20 protein-coding genes are annotated in these 14,943 nt (G+C 37.9%); 17 read left to right on the top strand and 3 right to left on the bottom strand.

The window, feature by feature from the left end; all coding sequences use genetic code 11:
* Positions 1-232: hypothetical protein (locus BMSHG_RS28895; protein ID WP_083879383.1), on the bottom strand; the 232-nt coding region annotated here is incomplete at its 3' end.
* 565 nt (positions 233-797) lie between these two features.
* Between BMSHG_RS28895 and BMSHG_RS17190 the strand changes: the two genes are divergently transcribed.
* The 12 genes from BMSHG_RS17190 (at position 798) to BMSHG_RS17135 (ending at position 10,166) form a co-directional block, all read left to right on the top strand.
* Entirely contained in the window at positions 798-1,877 is a 1,080-nt protein-coding gene (locus tag BMSHG_RS17190; RefSeq protein ID WP_019155701.1) for a hypothetical protein, read from the top strand.
* Entirely contained in the window at positions 1,864-4,032 is a 2,169-nt protein-coding gene (locus BMSHG_RS17185) for a molybdopterin oxidoreductase family protein (protein WP_019155700.1), read from the top strand. The genes BMSHG_RS17190 and BMSHG_RS17185 overlap by 14 nt, the downstream gene beginning before the upstream one ends.
* A complete protein-coding gene (locus BMSHG_RS17180) occupies positions 4,033-4,593 on the top strand; it encodes a 4Fe-4S dicluster domain-containing protein (protein ID WP_019155699.1) in 561 nt (186 codons plus the stop codon).
* Positions 4,594-4,604: 11 nt separating this feature from the next.
* A complete protein-coding gene (locus BMSHG_RS17175; RefSeq protein WP_019155698.1) occupies positions 4,605-5,129 on the top strand; it encodes a QcrA and Rieske domain-containing protein in 525 nt (174 codons plus the stop codon).
* Positions 5,119-5,322, top strand: coding sequence for a hypothetical protein (locus BMSHG_RS17170; protein WP_019155697.1), 204 nt, complete (start codon positions 5,119-5,121; stop codon positions 5,320-5,322). Before BMSHG_RS17175 ends, BMSHG_RS17170 begins: the two co-directional genes overlap by 11 nt.
* Positions 5,319-5,624 carry a hypothetical protein gene (locus tag BMSHG_RS17165; RefSeq protein ID WP_019155696.1) on the top strand — a complete coding sequence of 102 codons (306 nt, stop codon included), beginning with the start codon at positions 5,319-5,321 and terminating at the stop codon, positions 5,622-5,624. Before BMSHG_RS17170 ends, BMSHG_RS17165 begins: the two co-directional genes overlap by 4 nt.
* Positions 5,617-5,895 carry a hypothetical protein gene (locus BMSHG_RS17160; protein ID WP_019155695.1) on the top strand — a complete coding sequence of 93 codons (279 nt, stop codon included), beginning with the start codon at positions 5,617-5,619 and terminating at the stop codon, positions 5,893-5,895. Before BMSHG_RS17165 ends, BMSHG_RS17160 begins: the two co-directional genes overlap by 8 nt.
* Positions 5,892-7,199 (top strand): NarK family nitrate/nitrite MFS transporter, encoded by a 1,308-nt coding sequence (locus tag BMSHG_RS17155; protein WP_019155694.1) that lies wholly within the window; start codon positions 5,892-5,894, stop codon positions 7,197-7,199. Before BMSHG_RS17160 ends, BMSHG_RS17155 begins: the two co-directional genes overlap by 4 nt.
* 113 nt (positions 7,200-7,312) lie before the next feature.
* Positions 7,313-7,990 (top strand): sensor histidine kinase, encoded by a 678-nt coding sequence (locus BMSHG_RS17150; protein ID WP_019155693.1) that lies wholly within the window; start codon positions 7,313-7,315, stop codon positions 7,988-7,990.
* The gene (locus tag BMSHG_RS17145; protein WP_019155692.1) at positions 7,987-8,640 is read left to right on the top strand and encodes a response regulator; all 654 of its coding nucleotides are present in this window, start codon (positions 7,987-7,989) and stop codon (positions 8,638-8,640) included. The genes BMSHG_RS17150 and BMSHG_RS17145 overlap by 4 nt, the downstream gene beginning before the upstream one ends.
* A 50-nt stretch (positions 8,641-8,690) precedes the next feature.
* Entirely contained in the window at positions 8,691-9,137 is a 447-nt protein-coding gene (locus BMSHG_RS17140) for a GAF domain-containing protein (RefSeq protein WP_019155691.1), read from the top strand.
* A 15-nt stretch (positions 9,138-9,152) separates the two neighbouring features.
* Positions 9,153-10,166 carry a PAS domain-containing sensor histidine kinase gene (locus BMSHG_RS17135; protein WP_148346975.1) on the top strand — a complete coding sequence of 338 codons (1,014 nt, stop codon included), beginning with the start codon at positions 9,153-9,155 and terminating at the stop codon, positions 10,164-10,166.
* A 51-nt stretch (positions 10,167-10,217) separates the two neighbouring features.
* Here BMSHG_RS17135 and BMSHG_RS17130 read toward each other — a convergent pair whose 3' ends face one another.
* Positions 10,218-10,970 (bottom strand): hypothetical protein, encoded by a 753-nt coding sequence (locus tag BMSHG_RS17130; RefSeq protein WP_019155689.1) that lies wholly within the window; start codon positions 10,968-10,970, stop codon positions 10,218-10,220.
* Complete coding sequence (locus BMSHG_RS17125) at positions 10,963-11,496, bottom strand: RNA polymerase sigma factor (RefSeq protein ID WP_019155688.1); 534 nt, start codon at positions 11,494-11,496, stop codon at positions 10,963-10,965. The genes BMSHG_RS17130 and BMSHG_RS17125 overlap by 8 nt, the downstream gene beginning before the upstream one ends.
* Positions 11,497-11,740: 244 nt before the next feature.
* Between BMSHG_RS17125 and BMSHG_RS17120 the strand changes: the two genes are divergently transcribed.
* The 5 genes from BMSHG_RS17120 (at position 11,741) to BMSHG_RS17100 (ending at position 14,940) form a co-directional block, all read left to right on the top strand.
* Positions 11,741-12,082, top strand: a complete 342-nt coding sequence (locus BMSHG_RS17120) for a hypothetical protein (protein WP_019155687.1) — start codon at positions 11,741-11,743, stop codon at positions 12,080-12,082.
* 337 nt (positions 12,083-12,419) lie between these two features.
* On the top strand, positions 12,420-12,998 hold the full coding sequence (locus BMSHG_RS17115) for a hypothetical protein (protein WP_019155686.1): 579 nt from the start codon (positions 12,420-12,422) through the stop codon (positions 12,996-12,998).
* Positions 12,999-13,127: 129 nt separating this feature from the next.
* Complete coding sequence (locus BMSHG_RS28750; RefSeq protein WP_019155685.1) at positions 13,128-13,289, top strand: hypothetical protein; 162 nt, start codon at positions 13,128-13,130, stop codon at positions 13,287-13,289.
* A 122-nt stretch (positions 13,290-13,411) separates the two neighbouring features.
* A complete protein-coding gene (locus BMSHG_RS17105) occupies positions 13,412-14,188 on the top strand; it encodes an ABC transporter ATP-binding protein (protein WP_019155684.1) in 777 nt (258 codons plus the stop codon).
* The gene (locus tag BMSHG_RS17100) at positions 14,185-14,940 is read left to right on the top strand and encodes an ABC transporter permease (protein ID WP_019155683.1); all 756 of its coding nucleotides are present in this window, start codon (positions 14,185-14,187) and stop codon (positions 14,938-14,940) included. Before BMSHG_RS17105 ends, BMSHG_RS17100 begins: the two co-directional genes overlap by 4 nt.
* Positions 14,941-14,943: the final 3 nt, after the last annotated feature.

Genomic DNA, 14,943 nt, shown 5'->3' with positions numbered 1-14,943 from the left:
AGGCGAGGAAAGACCCAAGTGAATAATCTACACCTGGGTCGTAATTAAGTCGCGTTAGCGATTTTGTTCTTGTCAGCAGGAAATTATAAATTCCCTCGATTTCATGTTCGAATAAACGGTAGGAATATCGGCATGAAAAAATAACAGGAAAAATTCCGCTTAATGAGCAAGCATCATGAAAAAGAGCCAAAATAACAGGAGAAATTCCTGCTATTCCTTCAAAAAGTGCCAAAATAAACGATTTTGCTCTCCATAAGCGGAAAATCTTCCGTTATTTCTCCTAAAAGTGACTCCATCGAGGAGATAACAGGAAAAATTCCGCTTAAGGGTGAGAGATGGTTGGATGGATCGAATGAGACAAAACGGAAGCTTCCTACATTTTGTAGGAGCTTTGTTCTTGTCTTGGAATTTATAATTTCCCTCGACTTGTGGATAACGTGTTCGTATAAACAGTTGGCGTATCGGCATGAAAAAAAAGGAAAAATTCCGCTTAAGGGTGGGAGATCTATGAAGCAAATGAGACAAACCGAAGCTTCCTATATGTTGTAGGAGCTTTTTTCTTATGTGCTTCCATTCCTAATCTAGAGTTTGTGCAATGCTTAACAAAATTGACACAATATCGTCATCCTCTTGTAAATCCTATTATATCAACGTTTTCAGAATCTATTTTCACCAAAATACACCCCTGAATTTCCGACTAAGGGAATTTCCCCTCCTCAGTAGGGAGATCTCCCGATACGAGAAAAAGCGAACTGATTTTACAATAAAGCTAAGTTATTGGAACAAGGAGGAGCAAAATGGAAGCAAAAATGGTTTCAACAAAAAATTCGGAGCACTCACTCAATCATGCTTTTGCATCAAAATTTGCGAAATCGATGTTTTTATCAGTATTAGTGCTTATTATTTTAACGTTTATCGGAACAAGGATGTTTACTCATGTCGATTTAAATTTATATGGATACATGGTTGGAACAATTGTATTTCTTGGAGGGTTTTTCTATCGTTTTATCGCATGGGGAGAAAGACCACCGACAAAAATCATTATAATAAAAGGAATCAAGCTACTTTTTCGAAAATCAACACCAAAAACGTCGGTTGAGCAATTAGCTACCTATCGTTTTATTTGGAATCGTGGAATTTATCGCTGGACACAGCACTTTTTAATCGGTTGGGGCTGTTTATTATCATGTTTCGTAACATTCCCACTTGTTTTTGGTTGGATGTACTTCACGATGCCGGAAAATGGTTATTACACCATTGTCGCAATGGGAATGGACATTATGACCGTAAAGGCGGATGGATTAATTGCTAATCTATCATATAACGCTTTAAATATTTCAGCCTTGATGGTCATTGCCGGAGTGTGCATGGCTTTATATAGACGAATTAAGAATATGCAAGCGAGAGCGGAGCAAAAGTTCATCTATGATTTTTTACCGCTATATTTATTGCTTTTTATCAGTATTACAGGATTACTCTTAACGGTTAGTAATGTGTTCCTCCATGGCTGGGGTCATTATGCGATGAGTCTAATCCATCAATATTCGGTGGTCGTTACATTAATTTACTTACCATTCGGTAAGCTCGCACATATTCCATTCCGTCCGTTAAGTGTGTTTGCTCGAAATTATCGTGAACATTATGGAGAGCAGTCGATGAAGGCTTGTAAGGTATGTGGGCAAGAATTTGTTTCTACAGAGCAGTCAGAAGATGTGGTTCATGTACTTGGAGTCAATCAAATGGAATTTAAAAAGGAAGATTTTCATTTAGCCGAGTTATGTCTCCCATGTCGAAGAAAATATCGAATCGCCCAATTTTCTGGGTTCCCTACACATGAAGTAAAGGTTAAGGAGGCTAACCAGAATGCAAAGGGATAAGTTTTTTAAAGAAGTAGAGAATTTACAACATCCGAACGAAACGCTTGTTAGAACCCATTGCAGTTATTGTGGTATGCAATGTGGCATGAATTTAAGGGTCAACACAAAAACAAACAAAATCATCGGAGTCGAACCTCGCTATGATTGGCCAGTAACTGTTGGCAAGATGTGCCCTAAAGGGGTAACGGCTTATCAACAAACGAATCACGATGATCGAATTCTTAAACCGTTAATTCGTGATGATAAAACCTTAAAAGGAACAAAATTAGGCTTTCGTGAGGCATCTTGGGAAGAAGCTTATAATCTCATAGCTGACAATTTTTTAAAGCTGCAAACCGATTATGGAAAAGATTCCATATCAGTTTTCAGCGGAGTTTCGATGACCAATGAAAAATGTTATTTAACAGGAAAATTCGCCAGGGTTGCCCTTGGTACACGTTATATCGATTATAATGGTCGTTTTTGTATGTCAAGTGCAGCTGGTGGATTTCTCCGTTCCTTTGGTGTAGATCGCGGTTCAACATTGCCATGGACGGATCTTCATGAAACAGATTGCTTATTTATTGCAGGAAGTAATACGGCCGAGTGTCATCCTACATCCATGTTCCGGATTTGGAATGTACAGGAGCGAGGCGGCTATTTAATTGTTGCAGATCCTCGTGAAACACCAATCGCAAGAAGAGCAGATGTTCATTTAGATTTAAAACCAGGTACAGATCTTGCGTTGGCAAATGGAATTCTCAATTTATTGATTGAAAACGGCTACGCTGATGAAGAGTTTGTTCACGATCACACAAATGGTTTTGAAGAAACGAAAGAGCTTGTGAAGCAGTTTACACCGGAATATACGAGTGAACTGACAGGTGTAGCACCAGAAAAAATCATTCGAGCAGCTGAATTATACGGGAAAGCTCCCAATGCAGTTGTCATGTTTGCCCGCGGAATTGAACAACAGCATAAAGGGGTCGATAATGTCTCGGCTTATACGAATATGGCCCTTGTAACAGGGAAAATTGGTCGACCAAAATCAGGTGTGGCAACGTTCACTGGACAAGGAAATGGGCAAGGTGGTCGTGAGCATGGCCAAAAGTCAGACTTACTACCTGGTTATCGAAAAATCACCAATCCTGAGCATGTGAAAGAAATGAGTGAATACTGGGGAATCAATCCAGAAGAGATGCCGCAACCTGGTGTTTCTGCTTATGAGTTATTCGAACTGATGGATCAGAAAGTAATTCGTGGATTATACCTACTATGCTCGAATCCAGCTGTCTCTGCTCCAAATCTTAATTTTGTAAGAGAAGCATTGAAAAATCTAGATTTTATGGTGTGCTCTGACTTTTATTTATCAGAATCAGCAGAGTTTGCAGATGTTATTTTACCAGCCGTTACATGGTCTGAGGACGAAGGAACAGTCACAAATCTAGAAGGACGAATCATCAAAATTAATAAAGCACAAGAGCCGCTTGGAGAATCAAAACCAGACTGGCAAATTCAAGTGGAATTAGCGGAAAAGTTAGGAAAAGGAAAGTATTTTTCGCATTTGAAAACAGCTCGTGATGTAGCAGATGAATTTAGAGGGGCGACTAAAGGGGGTTATGCTGACTATTCAGGCGCTACTTGGGAAAAAATCGATAAGCAAGACGGTGTCTTTTGGCCATGTAAAAGTGAAGAAGATGAAGGGACACCACATATGTTCCTTGATAAGAAATTTTACCATCCTGATGGAAGAGCGAAAATTTGTGCCTTACCTTATCGACCACCAGCAGAGGAACCTTGTGAGCAATATCCACTTCGTTTAACGACAGGTCGAGTTGTTTACCACTACCTATCAGGTAATCAAACGCGAAGAATACAATTTTTACGAGATATGTGTCCAGAGCCATATGTGGAAGTTCATCCGGAAACAGCAAAAAAGTACAATATTGAACATGAAGAGAAAGTACGCCTCTTTACACGAAGAGGGGAAGCAATTTACAAAGTAAAGATGACAGAAGCGATTCGCATCGATACTGTATTTGTACCTTATCATTTCGGACATGAACAGTCTATTAATCTCTTAACGATTCCAGCTCTTGACCCGATGTCAAGAATGCCAGAATTTAAGGCATGTGCAGCACAAATCGAAAAACAATCAATAAAGAAGGTGCAATAAATGAAAAAGAGGCTCTATTTAGAACTAGAAAACTGTATTGGCTGTCGCTCTTGTCTAGCTGCTTGCACACAGTGCGGAGGTCATGAAGAGAGAAATAGAAACTATGTCTATGACGTCAATCCATTGGTTAATCGGCAAACGATGCCTCTCATGTGCCTTCATTGCGTTAATCCGGCTTGCGCACGAAGTTGTCCTGCACAAGCGATTCAAATTCATGAAACGGGTGCAGTCCTTTCTGCATTAGTAGAGAAATGTATTGGTTGTCAAAACTGCACGATTGCTTGTCCATATGGAATCCCTAAGTTTGATACAGAACAAAATTTGATGTACAAATGTGATCTTTGTATTGACAGAACGAAGGATGGCATCCCGCCAATGTGTGCGAGTGTTTGCCCATCTAACACATTACAATGGTTGACAGATGAAGAGATCGAACTAAAGCAAAAGCAATTTAATCTAGACAATGGAAAATGGGTAACAAGCTTGCCTTATCTAGAGAGTGAAACGAATGTTCGTGTGAATTTACCAGGTATTTTGCAAGGCGTTACAAAACTGTTTTAGGAGGGATCGACATGACAGGAAAAAATAATAAAATCCCCTTTCCAGAAGATAATTATACACATAATATTCATCGCAATAATGAAAGAAAATTAGATAGACGCGGCTTTATGAAAACATTGGTTGGTGCTGCTGGCGTATTTGCCGTATCGTCCCTTCCGTGGGGTGCGGTGGCAGCAAAGGAATTAATGGGATTAAGCGAAAAGGAATATCCCCATAAAAAAATTGTAGATATTGACAAAATGGGGATTGGGGAAGCAAAAGATTTTAAATTTCCCGGTGAACACGATGATGCCATCTTAATTCGTCTTTCTGAGAATAAGTATGTCGCTTATAACAGCGCATGTACACATCTTCAATGTCCAGTCTTTTGGGCGAAGGAAGAAGGAGAAATGTTATGTCCTTGTCATCATGGAAAGTTTGATGTTGAAACGGGAAATCCAACTGCAGGCCCACCAAGACGACCATTGCCAACGATTGAAGTGAAGGTAGAAAATGGAGCGGTTTACGCTGTAAGGGTGAAACGTTATGAATCATAGACTTGTGAATTTTGTATTGTTATTAATTTGTCTGATGTTAAATATTATTTTTACACAAAAGATGGTCCATCAATATAAATTTGAAAACTATGATACGGCCATTCTATTTTGTATGTTGAATCTTATCGTATTTCCAATCGCCCTTTTTATCTATAAACGTGATAAAAAGCAAAGTGAAGTGATATCCAAATGATGAGTGAAACATTTTTAGATTTTTGCTTTATTCGAGAGGAAAAGGGAAACTTTCGCAATGAAATTGAACAATTATTCCTCTCTTTGTTTAAAGGAACAAAGCTGCACTGGTATTTGGATGAAAAAAAGCTTGAAGAAGCAGAAGTAGTGGTCGCTGAAGTTAAAGGGATGAGTAGATGGCAATCTGAAGCTGAAGTGATTCAATATTTAGAAGAACATGCTACAGAGACATTTTGGAAGTTATTGCAAGGCTATCAAATGTATGTCTATCCTGTTCAGAAGGGATGTCATAGCTGTGATTAATATTGGATTATTGGAACAGCGCTATCTAGGTAGGACAGTTGAAGTCGCAATACAAGATGAAGAGGGTCAGGACCTTGCTCCATTTATTCGAAAAGAGATAACAAAGATTGGGTTGTGCCCAGATCAGACGCATTTACGTATTTATTTTGAAGAACAGAAGTTTTTTGCCATCCCTCTTCATGCTGAGGTTATAATGGATAGCGATGAATGGACGGCTACTGATCTACAAGGCAAACTAAAATATATGATAAGAAGGGTAAGAGAAATATGAGTAAAAATGCACGTATTACAAACTGGAACCCAGAAGATCCGAAGTTTTGGCAAGAAACGGGTCGCAAACATGCGAAAAGAAATCTGTGGATTTCTGTACCTTCCTTAATGCTTGCTTTTGTTGTCTGGCAGATTTGGTCAGTCGTCGCTGTCCGTTTAAATGATATCGGCTTTACGTATACAGATGAACAATTATTTACATTAGCAGCTATTCCTGGTTTAGTGGGAGCGACTTTACGATTTTTCTATACATTTGCTGTTGGGAAATTTGGGGGTAGAAACTGGACGGTTATTTCCACAGCCGTGTTAGCGATCCCAGCTATCGGAATTGGAATGGCTGTGCAAAATCCAGAAACACCATACTCGGTCATGTTGCTATTAGCGGCACTTTGTGGTTTAGGTGGAGGGAATTTCTCTTCATCATCATCTAATATGAGCTTTTTCTTCCCAAAAGCTGAAAAGGGAACGGCACTTGGGATTAATGGCGGCTTAGGAAATATGGGGGTTTCAGTTGTACAATTCGTAACCCCACTCATTATCGCAACTAGTACGTTCGCATTCATGGGAGAGGGCCAAGTATTATCAAATGGTGAAACGGTCTGGCTTCAAAATGCTGCTTATATTTGGGTCATTCCGATAGCGATTGTTACCATCGCTGCCTACTTTGGAATGGATAATCTTCCAAATACAACTCAATCTGTAGCAGATCAATTTGTCATTGTAAAACGTAAGCATACTTGGATTATGACCGTTTTATATGTGGCCACATTTGGCTCATTTATCGGTTATTCAGCAGCATTTCCGCTTCTGTTGAAATCGCAATTTCCAGAATACATCTCATTAGCATTTTTAGGTGCATTATTAGCGGCTGCAGCTCGTCCAGTTGGTGGTTGGTTGTCAGATAAGCTAGGAGGAGCACTTGTCACAACCTGGGTCTTTATTGTGATGACCATTGGCGCCCTTGGAGTTATATATTTTACAAATGCGAAGACGTTTTCAGGCTTTTTAGTATCATTTTTAATTCTTTTCTTAGCATCGGGAATTGGTTCAGGTTCAACCTTCCAAATGATCCCGACCATATTTCCTGTTAAGGAAGCTGCACCAGTATTAGGATTTACAGCAGCATTTGCGGCATATGGCTCATTCTTTATTCCGCAACTTTTTGGATGGTCAACTAGCACAACGGGCTCACCTGTATCAGCTTTCTATATCTTTATAGCCATCTATATCATTTCTTTTGTCCTTAACTGGTTCTATTATCAGCGTAAAAAAGGCCAGGATGTAAAAATTAAAAAGGCTTCATAATTGTTGAGCTCACTCTCCTACAAGAGTGGGCTCATTATAGTATTTCGCTTAAATGGTTAGCAAATGGTATATTTAAATGAGAGCAACTGGTTAAAGTTAAGAGGTGAGTTAAAATGATGGAGCCTTTGCCAAAGAAGGATATTAATCGATATTTACTCCAATCTTCTGAGGATGAAATTAAAAGAATCGCATTGGAACTTCATGAAGGTGTAGGTCAAACTTTATACAGTGTGTATAGTGGGATACAATTTCTTGAAACGAACACAGAAGATACAAAAATGAAAAATTATATGCGCGAGATGGCTGAGGTTTTAGAAAGAACGATTCAAGAGATTCGTTATTTGTCTGTAGAATTACATCCGCCAACTCTTTCGACGATTGGGTTATTTCCGGCATTGCAAAGCTATTTGAAATTATATACTTCCACATTTGGGATCGTTGTAGAGATTGAACAAAAGGGTGAAGAAATCCCCTTACCTGTCAGTCACCGCATCGGACTTTTTCGCGTTTGTCAAGAAGCGTTGGCGAATATCGCTAAATATGCAGATTCTGATAAAATTAAAATTCAGTTGAGTTGGGAACAAAATCGAATTCAAATCATAATCGAAGATTTCGGAGTCGGTTTTGACGTCAATGCTCAACTACATAGTCATGGATTAGCGGCGATGGGAGAAAGAATGAAGTTAATTGGAGGAGAATGTATCATTTCATCAGAGTTAGGCAAGGGGACGATGATAAAATTGGAACTTCGTCTACCTTCAGATTTTCGTCAAGAGGAGGAAAGAGCTTGATTAAAGTATTACTTGTAGACGATCATGCTGTTGTTAGAATGGGGTTAAAGATGCTCTTGGACCACCATCCAGAGATGGAGGTTGTTGGTGAGGCCTCTGAAGGAAATGAAGGAATTCAAAAAGCGCATGAATTAAAACCTAATGTTGTGGTGATGGATTTAAGTATGCCCCATGGGAAAGATGGACTTTCTGCAACTTCAGAGTTAAAAAAGCAAATGCCTGAAATTGCCATTTTAATCTTAACAATGCATGACGATGAAGAATATCTATTTCGTGCGATTCAAGCTGGTGCTTCTGGTTGTATTTTAAAAAGTGCACCACATGAAGAGTTGATTCAGGCGATTAACTCTGTCTCAAATGGAGATGCCTACCTTCATCCATCTGCAACAAAGAGATTGATGGAGGAATACTTAAGTAGTTCGAAGGACGAGGATGGAGATTTAATCCTCTTATTATCTGACAGAGAAAGGGAAGTCCTTACATTGATCGCTAAAGGGTATTCCAATAAAGAAATCGGTGAACAGCTATCGATTAGTGTCAAAACAGTAGAAACGCATAAAGGGAATATTATGGAGAAGCTACGTATGAAAACAAGACCAGAGCTTGTTGCATTCGCTTTAAAAAAAGGGCTTCTAGGTCATTTTTTGTAAATTCAATTTGGTTTTTAAGGTGAATTGAGTCTTTATAAAGGAAGGTTTCGATGTTTAATAAAAGTAAAAACTATGACCCCATTTTAAGAGAATGCGAGCAGATCAAAGCGCAGATTCATTGTGATTTTGTAGGCTTCGCTTTTCAGAATACGATTGGACCAGATATTAAATGGCATATTGCAGCAGGTAACTACAACGAAAAATACAAGTTGATTTCTGTTCGATATGGAAAAGGGATTGCAGGAAGAGTCATATCTACTGGAGGAGCAATGACCATTGAAGACTTCCCAAATGATATCGTCGGAAAGGCATTGGAATATCCCATTATGCTAGCAGAGAAGCTTATTTATTCCTTTGCAGTACCTGTTCAATTTAAGGGGATGGCAAAAGGGGTGCTGTTAATAGGAAATCGATCAAACCAGTCCCTTTCAGTTCAAGATAAATTGTTGGTAAAAGCGGCCTCAAGTCGTATTGAGAAGATTATAAATGCGGAATAAAATTGAGGTGAAAAAATGAATATGGAGTCGAACTTTTCACAACCATATAAAGAATTATTAGATTTAAAATATGCATTAGATGCATCTGCCATTGTGGCGTATACGGATCAAAGAGGTATTATTCAATATGTAAATGATAAGTTTTGTGAAATCTCGGCCTATTCAAAAGAGGAATTAATCGGGAAAGATCACCGAATCGTAAACTCCCAATATCATCCGAAGGAATTTTTTCGTGACATGTGGAGAACGATTTCTTCAGGGAAAGTGTGGAAGGGTGAAATTCGTAATCGTGCAAAAACTGGAAATTACTATTGGGTTGATACTACGATTGTTCCATTTTTAACGGAAGAAGGGCGACCTTATCAATATTTGGCGATTCGCTATGAAATTACGAAGCGAATGAAAATCGAAGCTGAGTTGAAGCAAATGATGACCAGATTAATCGACGTTCAGGAAGATGAGAGAAAGAAACTTTCTCGAGACCTTCATGATGGAATTGGTCAAAATCTTTATAGCCATTTGATTACGATCAATCTTCTCCAAGCAGAAGTGTCCCATCCACTCATTGATCAGCTACAACATGAAGCATCAGAGTTAATAGAAGAGATTCGAAAAATTTCATGGGAGTTACGTCCCTCAGTACTGGATGATTTGGGACTTATCCCTGCGATTCGCTCGTACTTAACTCGTTATTCAAAGCATTATGGCATCGATGTAGAATTAGATTGCCATATAAATAGAAGAATTTCGTCTAACAAAGAAGTAGCGATCTATCGAATTATTCAAGAAGCACTGACAAATACACGTAAATATGCAGAATCGGAAAAAGCGACTGTCACAATAAGAGAATTAGACAACTCGGTTAGAGTGCTAGTAGAGGATTTTGGTAGAGGGTTTAACCAGCAGAAAGCACAAAGAGGGGTCGGACTATTTAGTATGGAGGAAAGAGCCCGTGCTGTTAGTGGGATATTGCAAATTCAATCTATAGTCGATAAAGGTACAAAAGTGATTTTTGAGGTGCCGATTTGAAATGAAAGGACAGTCATCATATTCTGCGATAACTGTCCTTTTTTAGTTGTATTAGTCTTCTACGATGTGGAATTCCTTGAGCATTGTATCAAATCTTGCTCCATGTCCTTCTTCCGCAATAGAGAAGTATTTCTGTTGAATAATAAAGCTACCACCTGACCCATTATCAAGAACATATACTTTTGTCAGCTCATTATCCCAGTCATGTCCATCCTTCTTAGCTAAAAACATATGACCAGGTAAAGGTTCATTCGTTTTTTCATCAAGTATGACATTCGGGTAATCGGCTAATATCTCATCTTTAATTTCAGCTAATGCTTCATTAGCTGGTTGATCCTTTCGTTGCGTTATCGTCATAGATACTTCTGGATAGCGTTCTTCAAGAGGTTCTTTAGGTGTAATAACGTCTCCGGCTTCCGTCTCCTCCATGACATAACGTTCTTCGTCTATATAGATAACATATTCTGCTTCTTTCCCTGCATTTAATGTAAGATTCGTACCTTCATCCATTCCCTCGATACTTTGGATAATTTCCTTTTCAGGCTCAAACATCGATTTGACTTTATCAACTAAGGCGCTTCCCGTTTCAGATTGTGAACCAAATGAGAGGAACACCACGGCTGCGGCAGCCACTAGTATCGTTAATTTTCTCTTAATGGGTTTGGTTTTTTTGATCTCTTTCTTCTTTTCATCAGCAAATAATTCTTTTTCAATGCTATTCCAAATTTCTTCTTTTTCTTTAGGGTGGAAGTTTGACATTTCTTCTAAGCTCTCCTCAATTTTTTTATCCTCATCCTTAAACATGCTTTTTCCCCCTATCCTCAAGGTCGTTTAAATAATCTCTTAATAACGATCTGCCCTTGTGAAGTCGTGATTTGATTGTGTTTTGATTCGTTTCTAATACAGTTGAGATTTCTCGTTCTGAGAAACCTTTGAGATATTTTAAAATAATCGGAATCCGATAGAGCTCGTTTAGAGACTGGATCGCCTCATTTAATTCGGAGAAATCCTCAGTCTTATGTGATGAATCTTTCACATCAATATCGAGATACTCTTTGTGGTAGTTCATTTTTGATTCTTTTTTCATAATTCGGTTACATTCATTTGTTAAGATTCGATAGAACCAGGGATCAAAAGGTCTCTTCGAATCATAAGATGATAAGTTTTTATATACACGTATAAAAGTTTCCTGGGTGGCTTCTTTCGCTAGTTCGCGATTTTTCGTTATTAATATCGCTACGCGTAACGCTTTATCAATTTGTTGATTATAAAAGGTTCGAAAAGCTTCTTTATCACCTGATTTAATACGTTTAAGCAATGATGTATCCATGGAATATTCCCACTCCTCTCGAGAACTTGCTTGAAATGCATTTCTATATACTAATACCAAAAGGTTGATAAAAAAGTTTGCTCATTTTGAAAAATAACGCTGAAATTTTTAATATTACTTACAAATGTATTGTCAATCGCCATTTTGAAATGTTGAAAAATCGTCACCGATTTAGCTAAATATTGTAACAATATTTCTACTGTGTAAATGTTACAATATCTATATTGGAAGGGAGTAATTGAATATGGAGAAAGAACTGCAAGGGATTACTGAATTATTGAATCAAATGAATTCTAATATAGATAAGAAGTTTGCGGCGATAGATGAGAGACTTTCCAAGCTTGAAAAAATAGATAGCATTGAACACCGCGTGATTGTTAATCAAATTGATTTAACTGATATAAAAGATATTCTTTTTCGACTTGAAGGTCAACCAACAGAACAATGGACAAGTGTCATGAATGAAGCGATAACGAGATTAGAAAAGGCCTATCAACTTCATCTGCAAGATGTGAATAAAAGGCTGGATAGTCAACTTTTGAAAATTGCAAAAACCGAAGAAGAAATTTTAATACTAAAAGGATAGTCAATCGTTACTTTGATTTCAAGAGTTGATGATTGTTCATGAGAGGTCTAGAGAGAATATGTTCTCCAGATCTCTTTTGTATGTCATGATTTTCAAACTTTGAAGGATGAATTAGATTTTGCAGGCGCTCCAAGTTGACAAGAGGATTTTTGCTCGTATCATATGCCTTTAGCGATGCTTTTGAAATAAAATGAGCAAGTGAAGTGCTATTTTTCCCTCAGCGTGCACTTTGTTACAGTCAAATTGCAGAAAATATTATATAATTCAATTCAGATAATCATTTTCAAACTGGAACGTACTCCAAGAATATTAGAAACCTGAAGGAATGGGCTTAATCATGAACATGTATGAGATGATAATTGATATTTTAGAAAAAAACGGACCTGTTTCTTTTCATGCAATTTGTGAAGAAATGAATGAAAGAAACTGGACGAGTAATAAAAATAAAAATCCAGTTCAAGTATCCCATGTAAAATCCGTCGTCAGTAGAAAAAAAGATTTATTCAATGTAAATGATGATATCGTTTCGATAAGAAAAGAGAAGGAGCTTCTCTCTTTATCTGCTACTGTCGGAGGTTTTCCTGGACCATCATTTAAACTAGAAGTGGATTTTATTCAACAGCGGTTTTTCATGTTTGAATGGAATAACGATGGTTTTATGAAAAAAGTTCGAGAAGAAAGAACGATTTACATTGGGGATGTAGAGAAGTTTAAAAAAGAAATTATAAGATTAAAAATATGGGATTGGGAAAGAGATTATCAACCTGATTCCCTATTATTAGATGGAACGAATTGGTCTGTTACACTGAGAACAAAGGGCAAAGTATATGAAAGCGAAGGACTTCAAACCTTCCCAGAAAATTGGAAGAAGTTCTGTCGAGCCATTTCTCGACTCGTCGGGATAGCGTTTGAGTAATTTTCAAGTCTTTAAAAGTAAAGTTCCCTTGAATAAATTCATTCATGTAGGTCAATCTATGACTAAATAGCAACAATGGTTGCGAAAAGTGCCATAATTATTGAATGAAGAAGTGAGGGAGTGGCTTTCATGAGAAAAAAAGAACCATTTCATTGTCAAGAAGACATGGATGTAGTACATCATCAATTAGTGGAACAAATCGCTCGGATTAGTGTTGACGAAGAAGAAGAACGTATGCGAGATGAGCTTGAACTAACTGAACAAGAGGGAGCTAACAAGAAAGATGGTTAGCTCTATTTTTTTTGGAAATGGTTTAAACCCTATTTAATGGTTGACATTGTTGGAAAATCACATATAATAAAACCATGTAATCCGAGTATTATGATAAGATTTATTAGAATAGGTGTGGATTTATGTTTATAGACATCAATAAAATCGATAAACAATATTTAAATAAAGAAAATCAGCCCGTTGATATTTTAAAAGATATCAATTTATCCATTGATAAGGGCGAATTTATCTCCATTCTAGGACCATCTGGATGTGGTAAATCAACTCTTCTTAACATTGTTGCAGGTTTAACAAAACCGACAGATGGAGTCGTTCAAGTAAATGGGACAAAAGTGACGAAACCTGGAAGAGACAGAGGGATGGTGTTTCAGCAGGCAGCACTTTTTCCTTGGTTAAATGTGTTAGAGAATGTGATGTTTCCATTAAAAAAAATGATGACAAAAAAAGAAGCAGTAGATGCAGCCATGAAGTATTTGCAAATGGTCCAACTAGGTAAATATACGGAGCATTATCCTCATGAACTTTCAGGTGGAATGCAACAACGTGTTGCGATTGCAAGAGCGCTAGCGATGGATCCGGAAACATTATTAATGGATGAGCCATTTGGGGCTTTAGATGAACAAACTCGTTCGAGACTTCATGTTCAGCTTGAAACGATCTGGATGGAGACGAAGAAAACGATCCTCTTCGTTACACATAGTATCTCTGAATCTATTAAGCTATCTGATCGAATTATTGTGATGGGGACAAAGCCAGGAATTGTTTTAGAGGATATTAAAGTTGATATTCCAAGACCAAGACATGAGCATAAGCAGCAAGTGATGGAGCTTGAAGAGCATATCATGAGCTTCTTGAAAAAGGAAATTGACAAGGTTGTTAGTGAGGAATTAGCGATATGAAAAAATTCACAAGACAAATTATCTTTTTCGCTGTTGTTATTTTCCTTTGGGAGCTAGGTTCCCGCCTTGAATTATGGATGCCGATTATTCTCCCATCTCCAACCATGGTGTTCAATGCTCTTGTAACAGGATTTGAGGATAAAACACTCATTTATGATTTAGTAGCCAGCTTCAAACGATTATTTATTGGATTAGGCATTTCGCTTGTCCTTGGAGCAGCAATTGGTATTCTTCTCGCTAAATCAAAGTACGCTGATGATACTCTTGGCTCACTCATTTTAGCTCTACAAAGTGTACCAAGTATTGTTTGGCTCCCGCTTGCTATCATGTGGTTTGGGATGAATGAAGTATCTGTTATATTTGTCGTTGTTCTTGGTGGAACGTTTGTAATGACCTTAAATATGCGCATGGGCATAAAGAATGTCTCTCCATTATATATACGAGCTGCGCAAACGATGGGATCAAAGGGAATGGATTTATTTTTCCGCGTCGTATTTCCGGCTTCCATCCCATATGTAGTTACGGGGGCAAGACTTGCTTGGGCATTTGCCTGGAGAGCATTAATGGCAGGGGAGTTGTTAAGCACAGGTCCTGGATTAGGTTACACTCTTCGATATGCATCAGATTTTGGTGATATGAGCCTTGTCATAGGCGTTATTGTAATTATTGGAGTAATTGGCTCTGTTGTCGATCAGCTTATTTTTAACAGAGTAGAGAAGTCAGTAATGAAACGATGGGGACTAGAATCATAGAAA

Origin of the sequence: Robertmurraya massiliosenegalensis JC6 (assembly GCF_000311725.1) — a bacterium.
GTDB lineage: Bacteria > Bacillota > Bacilli > Bacillales > Cytobacillaceae > Robertmurraya > Robertmurraya massiliosenegalensis.
Note: the sequence above shows the minus strand (reverse complement) of the source record. Positions and strands in the feature narration are given on the sequence as shown.